The sequence below is a fragment of the Streptomyces sp. MspMP-M5 genome (genome assembly GCF_000373585.1).
Lineage (GTDB): Bacteria > Actinomycetota > Actinomycetes > Streptomycetales > Streptomycetaceae > Streptomyces.
This window is the reverse complement of the sequence record NZ_KB891900.1, coordinates 67,478-84,225: the sequence shown is the minus strand read 5'-3', so window position 1 is coordinate 84,225 and position 16,748 is coordinate 67,478. Positions and strand designations below refer to the sequence as shown.

The 16,748-nt window shown below is 73.9% G+C and carries 13 protein-coding genes; 5 read left to right on the top strand and 8 right to left on the bottom strand.

What is annotated here, in order from left to right; translation table 11 throughout:
• Positions 1-159: 159 nt before the first annotated feature.
• The 3 genes from B073_RS0122750 (at position 160) to B073_RS0122740 (ending at position 4,514) form a co-directional block, all read left to right on the top strand.
• Positions 160-2,247: a hypothetical protein gene (locus B073_RS0122750; RefSeq protein ID WP_202487097.1), complete on the top strand. Its 2,088-nt coding sequence runs from the start codon at positions 160-162 to the stop codon at positions 2,245-2,247.
• Positions 2,237-3,493, top strand: a complete 1,257-nt coding sequence (locus B073_RS0122745; protein WP_018540383.1) for a hypothetical protein — start codon at positions 2,237-2,239, stop codon at positions 3,491-3,493. The genes B073_RS0122750 and B073_RS0122745 overlap by 11 nt, the downstream gene beginning before the upstream one ends.
• Before the next feature lie 379 nt (positions 3,494-3,872).
• A complete protein-coding gene (locus B073_RS0122740; RefSeq protein ID WP_018540382.1) occupies positions 3,873-4,514 on the top strand; it encodes a hypothetical protein in 642 nt (213 codons plus the stop codon).
• 97 nt (positions 4,515-4,611) lie between these two features.
• On the opposite strand, the gene B073_RS0122735 is transcribed toward B073_RS0122740, so the two are convergent.
• Positions 4,612-5,487, bottom strand: coding sequence for an alpha/beta fold hydrolase (locus B073_RS0122735; RefSeq protein ID WP_018540381.1), 876 nt, complete (start codon positions 5,485-5,487; stop codon positions 4,612-4,614).
• Positions 5,488-5,974: 487 nt separating this feature from the next.
• The gene (locus B073_RS0122730) at positions 5,975-6,667 is read right to left on the bottom strand and encodes a metal-dependent transcriptional regulator (protein ID WP_018540380.1); all 693 of its coding nucleotides are present in this window, start codon (positions 6,665-6,667) and stop codon (positions 5,975-5,977) included.
• A 255-nt stretch (positions 6,668-6,922) separates the two neighbouring features.
• Here B073_RS0122730 and B073_RS0122725 point away from each other — a divergent pair, with 255 nt between their 5' ends.
• A complete protein-coding gene (locus tag B073_RS0122725; RefSeq protein ID WP_018540379.1) occupies positions 6,923-7,690 on the top strand; it encodes an SIS domain-containing protein in 768 nt (255 codons plus the stop codon).
• 54 nt (positions 7,691-7,744) lie between these two features.
• On the opposite strand, the gene B073_RS0122720 is transcribed toward B073_RS0122725, so the two are convergent.
• Both B073_RS0122720 and pdxH read right to left on the bottom strand, forming a co-directional pair.
• Positions 7,745-9,088 carry a PAS domain-containing protein gene (locus B073_RS0122720; protein WP_018540378.1) on the bottom strand — a complete coding sequence of 448 codons (1,344 nt, stop codon included), beginning with the start codon at positions 9,086-9,088 and terminating at the stop codon, positions 7,745-7,747.
• Positions 9,089-9,639: 551 nt separating this feature from the next.
• Positions 9,640-10,341, bottom strand: coding sequence for a pyridoxamine 5'-phosphate oxidase (pdxH, locus tag B073_RS0122715; protein WP_234025137.1), 702 nt, complete (start codon positions 10,339-10,341; stop codon positions 9,640-9,642).
• Between the two features lie 406 nt (positions 10,342-10,747).
• Here pdxH and B073_RS0122710 point away from each other — a divergent pair, with 406 nt between their 5' ends.
• Entirely contained in the window at positions 10,748-11,851 is a 1,104-nt protein-coding gene (locus B073_RS0122710; protein ID WP_018540376.1) for a citrate synthase 2, read from the top strand.
• Between the two features lie 548 nt (positions 11,852-12,399).
• Here the strand turns inward: B073_RS0122710 and B073_RS0122705 are convergent.
• The 4 genes from B073_RS0122705 to B073_RS0122690 form a co-directional block, all read right to left on the bottom strand.
• Complete coding sequence (locus tag B073_RS0122705) at positions 12,400-13,065, bottom strand: TetR/AcrR family transcriptional regulator (protein ID WP_018540375.1); 666 nt, start codon at positions 13,063-13,065, stop codon at positions 12,400-12,402.
• Positions 13,053-13,805: an enoyl-CoA hydratase family protein gene (locus tag B073_RS0122700; protein ID WP_018540374.1), complete on the bottom strand. Its 753-nt coding sequence runs from the start codon at positions 13,803-13,805 to the stop codon at positions 13,053-13,055. The genes B073_RS0122705 and B073_RS0122700 overlap by 13 nt, the downstream gene beginning before the upstream one ends.
• Entirely contained in the window at positions 13,802-15,424 is a 1,623-nt protein-coding gene (locus B073_RS0122695; RefSeq protein WP_018540373.1) for a 4-coumarate--CoA ligase family protein, read from the bottom strand. The genes B073_RS0122700 and B073_RS0122695 overlap by 4 nt, the downstream gene beginning before the upstream one ends.
• Positions 15,425-15,545: 121 nt before the next feature.
• A complete protein-coding gene (locus B073_RS0122690) occupies positions 15,546-16,721 on the bottom strand; it encodes an acyl-CoA dehydrogenase family protein (RefSeq protein ID WP_018540372.1) in 1,176 nt (391 codons plus the stop codon).
• Between the last annotated feature and the right edge of the window lie 27 nt (positions 16,722-16,748).

Sequence of the window (16,748 nt, the reverse complement as noted above, 5' to 3'; positions counted from 1 at the left end):
GCAGTCCGACAACCCACCCCCGGAGGCCCGCCCCACAGGCACCCGCACCCACCACCCACAGACAGGGGCGCCGCCCAAGTTATCCACACCCTCCCCCGCCGCACACCCGACCGCTGTAGCGTCAGCGCGACGACACGAACGAGGAGGGCGGTGAAGGCCATGCAACGCACCGGACCGTCGCCGGCAAGGAAATGCCTGGCAGCGCTGTTCGCCACCGTCGCGGCCCTCCTCACCGCAGGCACGGTGCTGCTCACCGCCGGCGCGGCACACGCCGCACCGGCACAGGCACAGCCCCAGGTACCGGCACCGACGGGGCCAACCGCCCAGGGCCAGTTCGCCTACCTCGCCGCACAGCTCCGGCGCGGCCCGGTGTACATCAGCGACGAACTGCCGCGCGCCGTACCGCGTTCCACGGCCCCCTTCTTCGCCGCGCAGGCCCGGCGGCTGCACGTTCCGACGTATGTCGTCGTGCTGCCGTTCGCCACCTCCGGGAGCCTGGATTCCGGGCTGCTCGCGGGAATCCACGACCACCTGGGGCGCAAGGGACTGTATGTCGCGCTGTCCGAGATGGGCCTGTCGGACGTCCAGGCATTCGGCGTGAGCGTGCCGGGCGCACAGGACGCGAAGACCGCGACGATGTACGAGATGCCCATGGACGCCACGCCCCGCGAAGCGTTCCGGCACTTCGCCGACGTGCTCCTCTCGGGGCAGGCCCCTCAGCGCGCCGATCAGGCCCGCGCTCGTTACGGCGGTGCGTACAACTCCCATGAGCCGCCCGCTCTGCACACCACCCAGACGGACCGGGAGGACCAGAGCTTTCTGACCGGCGTCGCGGTCGTCGGAGTGCCGCTGACGGCGCTGCTGATCACGAAGTACGCGGGAGCCAGGCGCCGTTCCCGACGCGACCCGAGCGCCGTGGACACGGTGGGCAGCGGGGCGAAGCCCGGCGGCGGGGCCGCCCCCGCTCGGCCGCGGCAGTGGCCGCTGCTGGAGCTCGGCGCGCTGGCGCTCGCGGCGCTGCTCGCCTTCACCGCGTCGCGGGTCTTCGACGACACCACCACCGGAGACGGCTCGATGCCGACGGCCGCCGACATGCGGGCCCGGGTCGACCGGGTCGCCGAGGGGCTCCGGCACGACCCGCTCTACGTCGATCCGGAGATCGTGCCCCCGCTGGACGCCGCCCAGCACGCCGCGTTGCGCGAGCGGATCGGCGGCCTGCCCGTCCCGGTGCTGATCGCCGCCGTCCCCATGTCGACGGCTGACGAGTCGCAGGGCGACGAGGATCTCCTGGCGAAGCACCTGCACGACCGGCTGCGCCGGGACGCCCTGTTCGTGCTCGCCAACCCGGCGAGCGGCCGCATCGAGATCGTCAACTACGGCATCCATGTGGACGCCTCGTATCTCTACGACCGTCCCCGTGACCTCTCCTCCGCGGATCCCGCGACGGCCCCGCTCGGCTCCCGTCTGGACAGGCTGCTCACCTATCTCTCCAAGGCCCCCAGGGCCGCGCGTCCCGGCCAGCCGTACGATCCGCCGCCCGCGCCGGACCCGGTCGCGCAGCAGAAGCTTCCCGGCCTGTTCGCCGGGGACTTCCGGGCCGGGCTGTTCGTCGGCGGGCTGGCCGCCGTACTGCTCTTCGGGCTGGTGGTGGCGGTCTGGGCACTCGTCCGGTGGCTGGGCCGGGGGCGCGCCCGGGCCGTGGCCGCGGCGGCGGCGCCCGTGGAGCCCCGCCGGGCGTGGCTGCGGCGCACGGCGTGGGCGGAAGTGGACGCCCTCACGGCCGAGTTGGAGTCGGTGACCGAGCTGCCGGAGGAGGCCCGGCGCCGGGCGTGGGAGTGCCTGGACGCCGCCGCGCTGCTGGCCGACGGCGACAGCGACGGCCGCATCGACGGCGACGCCACCCCCGCCGGCCTGGCCTGCGCGATCGTGCTGGCCCGGGCCGGCCGGGCCACGGTCCGGGAGCCGTCCGCCGCGGCGTATGTCTGCCACCGCAATCCGCTGCACGGCACGGCCGTCGAGCAGCGGTCGAAGCCGCCCGCCGGCCGCCGCAAGGTGCCCATACGCCCGGTGTGCGCGGCCTGCCGGGAGAAGCCCGGCGAGGTGCTGCGGCTGTACGGCGCGGACGCTTCCGGGCGCCTGGGCCACCACCCCTACCCGCTGCACCCTGGCCCCCTGGCGGCGCTCGCCAACGGCTCCGATATAGATCAACTCACCCGCCAGGTACGGGAGTCCTTCGGTGTCAACTGACCTTCGCCATCGCCGTCCGCTGCGGTCCGCCCTCGCCGTCGGCGCGGCCTGCGCCGCACTGCTCTGCGCCGTCGCAGGGCCCGCCGCGGCGGCCGAGAGCCCGGGGCAGAAGATCGCGGACGCCCTGCGCACCTCGCCGGTGTACGTCGATCCGTCCCTCTCCTCGGCGGTCGACGCGGACGCACGGCGCGCCCTGGTGCGGCAGATCGGGCAGACGCGGCTGCCGATCCGGGTGGTGCTGGTCCCGCTGGTCGAGGGCGACGACTGGGGCGGCAAGCCGGACCAGCTCGCGGAGGTGGTGCACGAGCGGATGGGCGGCGGCCCGGCCATCCTCATCACGCCCGGGGACCTCGCCGGCGACATCGAGGCCAAGGAGTGGCCCGCCGGCGCCCACCAGGCGGAACACGCCGCCGCCTCGGTGTACTTCGACGACTCCCTGAAGGGCGCCGGGCTGACCAAGCGCATATCCCGGGCGATCGACATCATCAAGGCCGGCGACGGCGACCAGGTCTACGAGCGGCTCACCACCCACCTCCACACATCGGGCGGCAGCGCCCCCGGGAAGCCCGCGGCGGGGACGACCCCGGCCCTCCGGGTCGTGGCGCTGGCCGCCGGGCCGGTGCTGGTGCTCGCCGCGGCCTGGCTGCTGTTGCGGCGCCGGTCCAGGTTGCGCGACTTCGGGACGCCGTTCGCCATGCCCCGGTCCGTCTTCGCCGCCGCGCACCGGGCCGACGAGGAGGGGCTGCGCGAGCGGGCCGGCGAGGCGGTGGTGCGGCTCGGCGAGGAGGCCCGCGCCGCCGGCGGCGACCCGGCGGCGATCGAGCGCGCCCTGGACGCCTATGCCGCGGCCGGCACGGTGCTGGACCGCGCCCGCGGCATACCGGACCTGGCGGGCGTGTTCGCGCTGGTGGCCGAGGGCCGCGCGGCGCTCTCCACTGCCCCCGTCACGCTGCCGCTGTGCTTCTTCCACCCGCTGCACGGCCCGGCCGTCCGCCGCATACCCTGGCGGCCGCTGGGCCGCCGGGAGCAGCTCCGGGTCGCCGCCTGCGACGCCTGCCTCCGCGCCGTCCGCAGCCGCCGCGCGCCCGAAGTGCTCACCGACCGTCCGGAGGGCCGCCCGGTCCCGTACTTCGAGGTGCCGGCGGAGCGGAGCCTCTGGGCCGCCACCGGTTACGGCTCCCTGCTGGCGGGCGACTCGCTCACCGCCCGGGTCCAACGCGGGGATTTCACCCGCACGTTGGCGTAGGTCCGTAACGGGGAGGGCGGAGCGGTACGGCGGGCTGCGGCGCCGCAGGCACGGCGCCCCGACCGGTCCACCCCACTTATGCGAAACCCGGGCACAAGTTTTGTTCGGGGATTACCCTCGACGGCCGGCCGGATCGCAATGCCCCTGAATTCACCCGCAATTGGGCGCCGTCGGCGGTGGAATCCGCAGACCATTTCGCGGGAATTGCGGCGAATCGGTCGGGACGCTCCCGGACCGGCCCAACGGCAGGTGACGGGCGCCCGCATGCCACGTTTCGACACGGTGGAAAGCACGCTCTTATGCTCCGCTCTCACGGCCGTTCGCGCGCACTGGGCAACGGTGCCGTGCAACGGGGGAGAGCAAGGACCAGGAGAACGTTTTGCTGCACACCAAGGCCGCATGGCTGCGCGCCGCCGCGCCGGTCGCCGTCCTGGCACTGGCGCTGACCGCCTGTGACGGTAAGGCCGCGCCGGCTTCCGCCGCCGGCTCCCGGGTGGACGTCGGGGAGAACTCCGCGCGTACCGGGGCGCCGGTCGGCGGAAAGCCGGCCGATGCGGCCGGCGACGGTGTACTGAAGTCCGGCCAGAGCGGCACCGTGCAGTACAAGGAGGACTCCGGGAAAATCACCTACGAGGTCGTCGCGCAGCAGGTCCATGTGGGAACCGAGGCCGACGCGCAGAAGATGGTCCAGGACCCCAAGGACGCCAACGGCCTGGTCGCGGCGACCGCCTATGTGAAGTTCACGAACAAGGGTCCCGTCGTCGTCAAGGGCCTGTCGAAGGTGGTCAACGGCACCGGGATCTACGCCGACGGCCAGCGCGGCGGCCTGCTCACCGGCGCCCCGCAGGACCTCCCCGGCTGCGAGGACCCGGTCGACATCGACAACTGGCAGGTCGGCGAGAGCCATGTCATCTGCCAGACGTACATGATCCCCAAGGGCGCCCGCTCCCTGGAGATCCACTGGGGCGACACCACGGGCACCGCCAAGCCGCTGGTCTGGAAGTTCGACGGGGCTGGGTGAGCAGGCGTCAACTCCCCTCCGGTGTCAGGAGGTTGCGGTAGCACGTACGGTGCGGTCGCCCGGGAGCCCCCCACCGCCCAGGCCACCGCCCCGCCCCTCAAGAGCGCGCCGTCACCGCGCCGAGGAAGGGCTCGATGGCGCGGCACCAGGCGTCGGGCTGCTCCCAGGGCAGGAGATGGCCGGCGTCGGGGATCTCGGCGTAGGTGCCGCGGGGCAGGACGCGGACCATCTCCTGGGCCTCGGCGCGGCCGAGTTGGGCGTCGAGGCCGCGGACGACGAGGGTGGGGCAGGTGACCTGGGCGAGCTCCTCCCAGTGGGCGTCGTGCACCCACGTCTCGCGGGCGCTGAGCATCTGGCGGCGGGAGAAGACCGGGCGCCAGCCGTCGGCGCGCTCGGCCATCACCTCGGCGAAGAACTCGCCGCGGGCCGGCCGGGGGCGCTCCAGCGTCGGATCGTCCTCGCCGAACCACTTGCGGACGTCGGCGAGGGTGGCGAACGGCACCGGCCAGGAGCGGAACCACTCCGCCCACTCGCGCTGCGAGGCCGCGCCCAGCGCCGAGGCGCGCATGTCGCAGATCACCAGCGCACTGACCAGATCCGGGCGACGGGCCGCCACCTGCCAGGCCGTCAGGGCGCCCATGGCATGGCCGACCAGGGCCACCGGGGCCAGCTCCAGCTGCTCGACGGCGGCGATGGCGTCCTCGACGTAGGCGGTGCGGTCGAGCGAGCCGTCGGCGGGCTTCTCGCTGCGGCCGTGGCCGCGCTGGTCGAGGGCGACCGCGCGGTGTGCGGCGCTCAACCGGCGGGCGGTGTCCGCCCAGTGGGAGGCGCGGCCCATCAGGCCGTGGAGCAGCAGCACGCCGGGCCGCCGCCCGCTCTCCCCCAGGCCGCCGCCGCTCTTGGGCGGGTCGGTGAATTCCCAGGCCGCGAGCCGCACGCCGCCGGATCCCGTCACATCGATACGCCGCACCATGTGCCCTGGCACCCCCAATCGCCCCCTGACCAGCCCCGCACGCCCCAGACTATCGAACCTGCATTCGAACGGATCGCTGCCGCGCCCAACACCCCACTTTTGAGTGACCTTGCTGCGGGATTGGCCACGCCCACCACGGGGAGACATCTGCCGGGAGGCGGGCCCTACCGGGAAGGGGGCCCGTGGGGAACGACCCTGAGAGCTCGGGGCTCCGGGTCACGGTGGGGGGACATGGGGAGGCAGGGCCCCGGCAGCTCGCAGCGCCGGGGCCCTGACCGTCCTCAACCACACTCAGTGGACGCATCCGGGCCCCCTCGGCCGTCAGCGCAGCATGCCGGAGTGACGACGCATGGCCATGCGTCAGCGCCAGAGTGACACGAGCGCGGCCGATCCGCACGGACTCGCACAAGACCGTTCATCGCACCGATAGTTGACGAGCCCGCCGGCGCGCACATCGGCGCAGCTCAGCGGGCTCATGGCGGCGGGCTCAGCGCTTGGCGACGAAGACGTGGCTGGCGATCTCGGCGTCCAGCTCGGCGGCCTCGCCGCTGCTGCCGACCAGTACCCCGGCCGGGGATTCCGTCACGCTGACCACCGCGCCCGGCTGCACCCCGGCCCGCCGCAGCGTGTACATCAGCTGGGCGTCGGCCTGGATGGGCTCGCCGATCCGGCGCACCACGGCCGTCTTGCCGTCGGCGCCGGGGTCCAGATCCATCAGGCTCACCATGCCGGCGTCCAGGAACGGGTCGGCCTCGGCCTTCTCGCCCAGCTCCTCCAGGCCCGGGATGGGGTTGCCGTACGGGGACTCGGTGGGGTGCCGCAGCAGCTCCACGACGCGGCGCTCCACCGCCTCGCTCATCACGTGCTCCCAGCGGCACGCCTCGGCGTGCACCTGCTCCCACTCCAGGCCGATGACGTCGACCAGCAGGCACTCGGCGAGGCGGTGCTTGCGCATCACCCGCGTCGCCAGCCGGCGGCCCTCCTCCGTCAGCTCCAGGTGCCGGTCGCCCGCGACCGTGAGCAGACCGTCCCGCTCCATGCGGGCCACGGTCTGGCTGACCGTCGGGCCGCTCTGTTCCAGCCGCTCCGCGATGCGGGCGCGCATGGGGACCACACCCTCCTCTTCCAGTTCGAGGATGGTGCGGAGATACATCTCCGTGGTGTCGATCAATCCGGACATGCGTGCCCCTCGATATGTCGTGCGGTGGCCCTGGATTCAATTCTGACGCATCCCACTGACAACGGTGCCTCCTCGTCCGCACAGCGGAAGCCCCGCGACCGGTGCAACGGTGCGTTGCCCGGCGTATTGACAGCGCACTGGTCCAGACCGCAACGTGATCCGGGCCACTGATCCACGAGGCGACGACGGGGCGCCGGCGCGCCGGTGCCGCCCGCCACAGATCCCATCCAGACGCGACGAGAGGGGCCCGCGGCAATGGCTGAGAGCGACCGGAGCGAGGGGCTGGCCGGGCGGTACTTCGACGCCGCGATCGACCTGCTGCGCCAGGTCCGCGACGCGGAGGCGGACCGGATCGCGGCGGCCGGGCGGATGATCGCGGACACCGTGGAGGCGGGCGGCCGGGTCTTCTCCTTCGGGGCCGGGCACTCCTCGCTGCCCGCCCAGGACACCGTCTACCGCGCCGGTGGACTGGCGGTCATGAACCTCCTCGCCGTCCCCGGGGTCGTCGGTGTGGACGTCCGCCCGGCGACGCTGGGCAGTGCGCTGGAGCGGGTCGACGGGCTGGCCGGGGCGGTGCTGGACACCAGTCCGCTGGAGCGCGGCGACGTCCTGGTGATCATCTCGCTCTCGGGACGGAACGCCCTGCCGGTCGAGATGGCGATCAACGCACGGGCCCTCGGCATCAAGGTCATCGGCCTGACGTCGGTGGCCTACGCGGCCGCCACCAAGTCCCGGCACTCCTCGGGCAGCCATCTGAAGGACCACTGCGACATCGTCCTGGACAGCCGGATCCCGGTCGGCGACGCGGAGCTGACGCTGCCCGGCATCGAGGCGCCGTTCGCCCCCGCCTCCACGGTCGTCACCAGCGCGATCATGCAGGCCGTGGTGGCGACCGCGGCCGGTGCGCTCGCCGAGCGCGGGGTGCAGCCGCCGCTGCTGCGCTCGGGCAACGTGGACGGCGGCCACGAGTGGAACGGCCGGGTGATGCGGGAGTACGCGGACCGGATCTTCTACCGGCACTGAGCACACCGGGCGGCCCCCGGGGCGGGCGGGCCGGACGCCGCCGCTCCGACCCGCTCACGCCTCCGCCGCCCCCGCGAGGTCGAGGGCGGCCGCGACCCGGGCGGCGACCTCCTCGGCGTAGTCGGCGTCCGCGCGGTCGAAGGGGCGGCGGGCGGGCGCCCGCAGGAAGGTGGCGACCCCGAGGGTGCGGCCCCGGCTGCGGAGCACCACGCACAGCCCGTGGACCGTGCCGTCCGGCCAGTTGCGGGCGGCCGCCCAGCCCTCGGCCGGGGCCGGGCCGGCGGTGGCCCGTACCGAGCCGCACCGCGCGTACGCCTGGAGTGCCGGATGGCCCGGGACGTAGGCCACCGGGATGCCGGTCGGCGGAACGGCCTCCGAGGGGCCGGGCGCGCCCGCCGGGGAGGCCAGCGCCCGCACCAGCCGCGGCACCGCGGCACCGGGCCGGCCGTCCTCGGCGGACGGCGGGTCCGCGTCCCAGGCGGCGTCCGCGTCCACCGCGCCGTACGGGGCCGGGGCCGGGGTGCGGGCGAGGTCGACCAGGGCGTGGTCGGCGAAGCCCGCCAGGGCGAAGTCGAGGTGGACGGCGGCGGCCTCGGCCGGGTCGGGGCACTCGGCGGCGGCCCGGCCCGCGCGGTGCAGCTGGTGGGCGCGGAAGCGCAGCAGGGAGCCGTCCTGTTCGGCCCGTTTGAGGTCGGTGACGTCCTGGAAGAGCCAGGCCACACCGAGCGGAACGGGCTCCTCCGCCAGCGGCGAGGCCAGCCGGATGAAACCGCTGCGCCAGCACCGGCGCGGGAGTTCGGCCTCGCCGTCCCGCAGCGTCACCCACACCTCCGCGACGGCCGGCGGCGTGCCCTCGGCCAGGACGTGCTGGAAGGCGTTCTCCAGCTCCTCGACGCCCTGGGCCAGCACCTCGCCCAGCGGCCGGCCCAGCAGCGCCGTACGGCCCTTGCCGATGGCGCGGGCGGCGTGCGCGTTGACGACCGCGGGGCGCAGGTCGGCGTCGATCAGCACCACGCCCCAGGTGGCCTCCTCGAAGAGCGCCTCGCTCAGTGCCACGGCCCGCTCCAGGTCGAGCTGGGTGTGCGACTCGCCGAAGGCGCAGTACACCCCGGCGACCCGCCCGTCCGGGGCGTGCACGGCGGAGGACTGGGTGCGCACCAGGACGCGGTGGCCGTCCTTGGCCAGCAGGGCGAAGTCGTGCACCTGGCGGCCCGGGGCGCGCATGGCGGCCGACAGCGCGGACTGCACGCCGTCGGCGTCCTCCGCGCGGACCGCCCACCCCTTCAGGCCGGGGCGGCCGACCGCCTCCGCGGTGGACCACCCGAGGATGCGCGCGGCCTCGTGGTTCCAGTGGGTGACCGTGCCGTCCGCGGCGAAGGCCATCAGGGCGGCGTCCATGCCGTCCAGCAGGGCGGCGAGCAGTCCGGAGTCGTCGGCGTCCGGGGGTCGGCCGGGCTCGCGGCCGGTGCCGGACGGCGGGGCCCCGGGGACGGAAGGCCGTTGCGACGACGAAGCCGACGAGGCAGACGAGGCAGAAGAAGCTGACGAGGCAGTCACTGGCACCCCTTACGAACGCGGCCGCACATGCTCCACGTGGGGTCATTCAACTGGAACGTGACCTGGGACACACCCCATTCGCGGAAATCGCCGCCAGGGAATCCGGTCCCGAAAAAACTGGTTGTGCGGCGCCGGGACAGTTTCTAACGTGTGGGGTACACGAGAAGGGAGGTGGTTCGGCAGATGATTTCGCACCGGACGCGTGAGGTGGCTGCGGGCTAGCAGCCCGACGCTTCACCGAAGTGCAGCGCCGGATCCGCGCATACTGCAGATGCGCAGCCGGCCCAATCCCAAGCAGTCACCCGACCCGCGGGCTGCCGGTTCGTCCGACCGGCCCTTCGCGCCACCGGCGCGGAGGAACCAGCCCGCGGGTCGTCTGCGTCTGCACCCGGCTACGGCGCGAGGCGCTCCACCCGCCACTGGCCGGCCTCGGGGGCGCCCTCGCGGACGTACCGCAGCCGGTCGTGGAGGCGGTTCAGGCGCCCCTGCCAGAACTCGATCGCGTCGGGGGTGACGCGGTAGCCGCCCCAGTGCGGCGGCGCCGGCACCTGCTCGCCCTCGGGGTAGCGGGCCGCCAACTCCTCGTAGGCACGCTCCAGTTCGTCCCGGGAGGCGATCGGCGCGGACTGCTCGCTGGCCCAGGCGCCGAGTTGGGAGCCGTGCGGGCGGGTGCGGAAGTAGGCGGCGGTCTCGTCCCGGCCGATGCGTTCGGCGGTGCCGGTCACGATGACCTGCCGGGCGAGCGGGTGCCAGGGGAACAGCAGCGAGAGGTGCGGGTTCTCGGCCAGTTCGCGGCCCTTGCGGCTGGTGTAGTTGGTGAAGAAGACAAAGCCGCGCTCGTCGAACGCCTTCAGGAGCACGGTTCTTGAACTGGGCCGGCCGGCGGCGTCCGCCGTCGAGACGACCATGGCGTTCGGTTCGTGCAGACCGGCGGCCGCCGCGTCCTTGAACCAGCGCGAGAACTGGTCGTAGGGGCTCGCGGCGAGATCGTGCTCGGCGATTCCCTCGGCGCGGTAGTGCGCGCGCATGGACGAGGGGTCGGGGGTGTCGGCGGAGGGCATGTCGGCGGGATGCACGGCCTCATCTTGCAGCATCGGGCCCGCGCCGGGCAGCCCGGTGGGCCGGAAGTCTGCCCCCCGTCGCCGGGCCGTAACCCTCCCGTCGGCAAATCGCCCAGTGTGCCGGACGTCACGCTTCCCCGCTGCTGATGAACCCGCCAAAATCATGGCCCGGCCCACTGTGGGCCTCGGACACCGGAAGCTATCGTGTCCGTCTTCAGGCCGCCGCGGGCAGCACACGTGGCGGCCCGCGCCCGTGGACCGACCACCCGCGGGCGGAACCGCCGCGTGGCCCCTGCCCCGGCGGGGCATCACCGGGGTGACCGGTACGGACCGCGAGCTGCCCGGCGCAGCCGCGTAGCCGCACCGGCGCCGCAACTGACTCGACCGCACGGCAGCCGGTCACCGGCCGGCCGCCGTCCCCATCTTGAGGAGCCGCCTGATGTCCGACTTCGTTCCCGGGCTTGAGGGAGTCGTCGCGTTCGAGACGGAGATCGCCGAACCCGACAAGGAGGGCGGCGCGCTCCGCTACCGCGGGGTGGACATCGAGGATCTCGTCGGGCACGTCTCGTTCGAGAACGTCTGGGGGCTGCTGGTCGACGGGGCGTTCAAGCCGGGGCTGCCGCCCGCCGAGCCCTTCCCGATCCCCGTGCACTCGGGTGACATCCGCGTCGACGTGCAGTCCGCGCTGGCCATGCTCGCACCCGTATGGGGCCTGAAACCGCTGCTCGACATCGACGAGCGGACCGCCCGCGACAACCTCGCCCGGGCCGCGGTGATGGCGCTGTCCTACGTCGCCCAGTCGGCGCGCGGGCAGGGCCTGCCGATGGTGCCGCAGAAGGAGATCGACAAGGCGGAGACGGTCGTGGAGCGCTTCATGAAGCGCTGGCGCGGGGAGCCCGACCCCAAGCACGTCAAGGCCGTCGACGCCTACTGGACCTCGGCCGCCGAGCACGGCATGAACGCCTCCACGTTCACCGCCCGGGTCGTCGCCTCGACCGGCGCGGACGTCGCCGCGGCGCTGTCCGGCGCGGTCGGCGCCATGTCCGGCCCGCTGCACGGCGGCGCGCCGTCCCGCGTCCTCGGCATGATCGAGGAGATCGAGCGGACCGGCGACGCGGCCGCCTACGTCCGCCGGACGCTGGACAACGGCGAGCGGCTGATGGGCTTCGGCCACCGCGTCTACCGCGCGGAGGACCCGCGGGCGCGGGTCCTGCGGCGCACCGCCAAGGAGCTGGACGCCCCGCGCTTCGAGGTCGCCGAGGCCCTGGAGAAGGCGGCCCTGGAGGAGCTCCACAACCGCCGCCCGGACCGCGTACTGGCCACCAACGTCGAGTTCTGGGCGGCGATCGTCCTGGACTTCGCGGAGGTCCCGGCGCACATGTTCACGTCCATGTTCACGTGCGCCCGCACGGCGGGGTGGAGCGCGCACATCCTCGAACAGAAGCGGACCGGGCGCCTGGTGCGGCCGTCTGCGCGGTATGTGGGGCCCGGGGCGCGTAGCCCGCGGGCTGTTGCCGGCTACGACGGCATCTTTCATCTGTAGGTTCGCCCCTACGGAGCCGGCGTCCCCGCCGTGGGGGTTCGCCTTTCTTGCGCCCGGCGGCGCGGTGCCGCTGCGCTTGGCTGGCTTCCCACGTTGCCGGGTGCGGCGCCGTGTCGCCTGGCGGCGGGCATTGTCCGCTGCGCGGGGCTTTCGGGTGCGGTGACGGGCCTGCGGGGGTGGTGTGCCGGACTGCTTCGCTTTACGTCCGGCACACCACCCCCTCCGGCCCGTCCCCTCCCGTTGGGGGTCGGATTNCAGGCCNGTTGCACCNTCNGTCTGTGGGCCNGTGCCGGCTCTGGATTGATNGGTGACCGGCACTGATGAGCGACCCGCACCGGACCACTCAGGCCGGCCCCCACCCACCGTCTTCCATGACCACCCACGGGAGGGGACGGGTCGGAGGGGCAGGGGGTGTGTCCGGACGTAAAGCGAAGCAGTCCGGACACACCCCCTGCCCCGCAGACCCGTCACCGCACCCGACAGCCCCGCGCAGCGGACAAGAATCCCGCGCAGCGGATCGGCGCCGCCAGGCGCAACAAGGCGAACCCCTACGGCGGGGGCGCCGACAACGTGGGCGGGCACCCCACTGGCGCCGACAACGCCTCGTCGAGGAGCGAAGCCCACTGCGTGACAACCCCGACCCGGCGGGCCGAATCATCCGTCAGGAGATTCGCCAGGCCCAGGCCACGGGCCATGTCCAGGAGGCCCTGGACCGTCTCCCGGACGCCCGGGACGGACTCGTCGGCGGCGAGCAGCGCGACGGCCGTGCGGTGCGCCTCACGGCCCACCCGGGCCTCCAGGGCGGTGACGCGTTCGCGGAGCTGCTCCTCGTCGGAGGCCGCCACCCACAGGTGGAGCGCGGCGCGGAAGAGGGGGCCGGTGTAGAGGCCCACCAGTTCCTCGACGATCCGCCGGGTGCGGGCCAGGGAGCCGGCCGGCGGCAGATCGTGTGCCAGGGCGGCCCGCAGCGCGCCCTGCCGCTTCTCCGCGACGTGCTCGACGGCCGCGGTGAACAGGTCCTCGCGGGTGCGGAAGTGGTGCTGGGCGGCGCCCCGGGAGACGCCCGCCCGCTCGGCGACGACGGAGACCGTGCTGCCGGTCCAGCCGCGTTCGGCGAGGCAGGCGACGGCGGCTTCGAGGAGTTTGAGGCGGGTGGCGCGGCTGCGTTCCTGCTGGGGCTCCTTGGTGCCGCGGGCCGGGGTCAGCGCACCCATGCCGGGTCCCGTCGTTCCAGGAAGGCGGTCATGCCTTCGCGGGCCTCGGGGGAGGCGAAGAGCCGTGCGGACTGTTCGGCGAGCGCGTCGGTGTCGCGGTCGAAGGCGGCCAGCACGTCGGCGGTGACCAGTTTCTTGGACGCGGCGAGGCCCTGCGGGGAGCCCCTGCGGACGCCGTCGAGCAGCGGCGCGAGGCCGGTGTCGACGTCGTCGGCGGCGAGGGTGACGAGGCCGATCCGGGCCGCCTCGGCCGGGCCGAACCGCTCGCCGGTGAGGTAGTAGCGGGCGGCGGCCCGGGCGTCCAGCCGGGGCAGCAGGGGCAGCGAGATCACCGCGGGGGCGAGGCCGAGCCGTGCCTCGGTGAAGGCGAAGGTGGCCTCCGGGCCCGCGACGGAGAGGTCGCAGGCGCCGAGCAGGCCGAGGCCGCCGGCCCGGACGTGGCCGGTGACCCGGGCGAGCACCGGTTTGGGCAGCTCCACGAGGGCGCGCAGCAGCCGGGCGAGCCCCAGGGGGCCGTCCTTGGCGTCGCCCGTGGTGGCCTCGGAGAGGTCCGCGCCGGCGCAGAACGTGGTGCCGGTGTGGGCGAGCACCACGGCCCGGACGGCGTCGTCGGCGGCCGCGTCCGCGAGGGCCTGGTGCAGTTCGGCGACCAGGCGGGTGGAGAGGGCGTTGCGGTTGCGGGGGGAGTTGAGGGTGAGGGTGGTGATTCCGCGCTCGTGGGAGCGCTCCACGTCCGTCATGGGGCCGTCGAACTCCTTTCGCCGGCGCGGAGTTCGCGCCGGAGGATCTTTCCGGTGGTGGCGCGCGGCACGTCGGCCAGGAACTCCACCCGGCGCACCTTCTTGTAGGGGGCGACGCGCTCTGCAACGTAGGCGATGACCTCGTCGGCGGTGAGCGCGGCCCCCGGGCGGCGCACCACGAACGCCTTGGGGATCTCGTTGCCGTCCTCGTCGGTGACGCCGATGACGGCGGCGTCCGCGATGTCCTCGTGGGCGAGCAGCAGCGCCTCCAGGTCGGCGGGGGCCACCTGGTAGCCCTTGTATTTGATCAACTCCTTGACGCGGTCGACGACATGGAGCCAGCCGTCGGCGTCGGTCCGACCGATGTCGCCGGTGTGCAGCCAGCCGTCCGCGTCGATCATCGCGTCGGTCTCGGCGGGACGTCCCAGGTAGCCCTTCATCACCTGCGGCCCGCGGATGAGGATTTCGCCGCTGTCCCCCGGTCCGAGGTCCCGGCCCGTCTCCAGGGAGACGATCCGCAGTTCCGTACTGGGGAGGAGGGTGCCGACCGTGCCCGGTGGCGTGGCTCCAGAACTGGGCGGTACGACGTGGGTGGCCGGGGAGAGTTCGGTCATGCCGTACGCCTGGAGGACGGTGGGCAGGCCCAGGCGGCGGGCGCAGGCGGCGGCGAGCCCGGCGTCCAGGGGTGCGGCGGAGCAGAGCAGGCGCCGGAGGGAGGACAGGTCGAACGCGTCGACCATCGGGTGCTTGGCCAGCGCCAGCACGATCGGGGGCGCGGCGTAGACCTCGGTGATGCGGTGCTGCTGGATCGCGGTGAGGAACTGGCGGAGGTCGAAGCGGGGCAGCACGACGACGGTGGCGCCGTTGCGCAGCGGGGCGTTCATCAGGGCGGTGAGCCCGTAGATGTGGAAGAAGGGGAGGACGGCGAGGACGCGGTCCCCGGGGCCGTTGGCCAGCACCGGGGCCAGTTGGGCGAGGTTGGTGGCGATGCTGCGGTGGGTGAGCATCACGCCCTTGGGTGCGCCGGTGGTGCCGGAGGAATACGGGAGCACGGCCAGGTCGGTGGCGGGGGCGATCTCCGGGGCGGGGGCCGGGTGGTGGTCCTCGGCGGCCAGGTCGAGGATCGAGCGGTGGCCGTCGGCGCGGTCGCACACGAGGATCTCGGCGATGCCGCCGGCCTGTCGGGCGGCGTCCCGTGCGGTGTCCAGCAGTGCCGCCACGGTGACGATCCGGGACGCCCGGGAGTCGGCCAGCTGCCGGGCGAACTCGGCGCCGGTGGCGAGCGGGTGGACGGTGGTGACCGCCGCCCCGCAGCGCGACGCGGCGTAGCAGACCACGGGGAAGAGCACCGAGTTGGGGCTGTGCAGGGCCAGTACGTCGCCCTTGCGGAGCCCGGACGCGGCGAGTGCGGCGGCCAGCCGGCGGCTGAGGTGGTCGAGCCGGGCGTAGTCGAGGGTGGTGCCGGTGAGGGCGTCGACGAGGGCCGGCCGGGTGGCGTGGGCGGCGGCCCGCCCGAGGACGGCCTCGTGGAGGGGCAGCTCCACGGGGGCGATGTCGGGGTACGCGCTGCGGAAGACGTGGGAGTGGTGGTGGGAGTGGCGGGGTGTGGTGGACGCCATGGGTTCCTCCCTGGGTGCGGTGGGTGGGGCGGCGGGCGGGCCGCCGTGGACGTTCCTTCCCGTGTGCCGGGCCCCGGTACGCACGCCCGGTGGAAGCCGGCCCGGCGCACCGCCCGTTCGCTCAGTACGACTTGGGCAGCCCCAGGGACTGGTGGGAGACGTAGTTGAGGATCATCTCCCGGCTGACGGGGGCGATCCGCGCCACCCGGGCGGCGGTGATCAGCGACGCCAGCCCGTATTCCCGGGTGAGGCCGTTGCCGCCCAGGGTGTGCACGGCCTGGTCGACGGTGTGCACCGCGGCCTCGGCCGCCGCGTACTTGGCCATGTTGGCGGCCTCGCCGGCGGCCGTGTCGTCGCCGGCGTCGTAGAGCAGCGCCGCCTTGCGCATCATCAGTGCGGCCAGCTCCAGTTCGATGTGGCACTGGGCGAGCGGGTGGGCGAGGGCCTGGTGGGCGCCGATCGGCTCCTTCCAGACCTGGCGGGTGCGGGCGTAGTCGACGGCCCGGGCCAGCGCGTAGCGGCCCATGCCGAGGGCGAACGCGGCGGTCATGATGCGTTCGGGGTTGAGGCCGGCGAAGAGCTGGAGCAGTCCGGCGTCCTGGTCGCCCACGAGGGCGTCGGCGGGCAGCCGCACCTCGTCCAGGGTCAGCTCGAACTGCTTCTCCGGGGCGGCCAGTTCCATCGGGACGGGGCTGCGGCCGAAGCCGGGGGCCTCGCGCGGGACGATGAACAGGCAGGGCTTGAGCTTTCCGGTACGGGCGTCCTCGGTGCGGCCGACGATCAGTGTCGCGTCGGCGATGTCCACCCCGGAGACGAAGATCTTCCGCCCGTTGAGGATCCAGTCCCCGCCGTCCTTGCGGGCGGTGGTGGTGATCCGGTGGGAGTTGGAGCCGGCGTCCGGTTCGGTGATGCCGAAGGCCATCTTGCGGCTGCCGTCGGCCAGTCCGGGCAGCCAGGCGCGCTTCTGCTCCTCGGTGCCGAAGCGGGCGAGGACCGTGCCGCAGATCGCCGGCGAGACCACCAGCATGAGGAGCGGGCAGCCGGCCGCGCCCAACTCCTCGAGGACGAGGGAGAGTTCGGTGATGCCGGCGCCTCCGCCGCCGTACTCCTCGGGGAGGTTGACGCCGAGGTAGCCGGCCTTGGCGGCCTCCTGCCACAGTGCGTCGGTGTGGGCGCCCTCGGCGACGACGGCGGTGAAGTACTCCCGGCCGTAGCGCCTGCCGAGCGCGGCGACGGCCGCGCGCAGGGCGCGGTGTTCCTCGGACTCGATCACGGGGTTGCTCAGGGCGTTGCTCATGACGGCTCCTGGGGCGGTGAGTGAGTG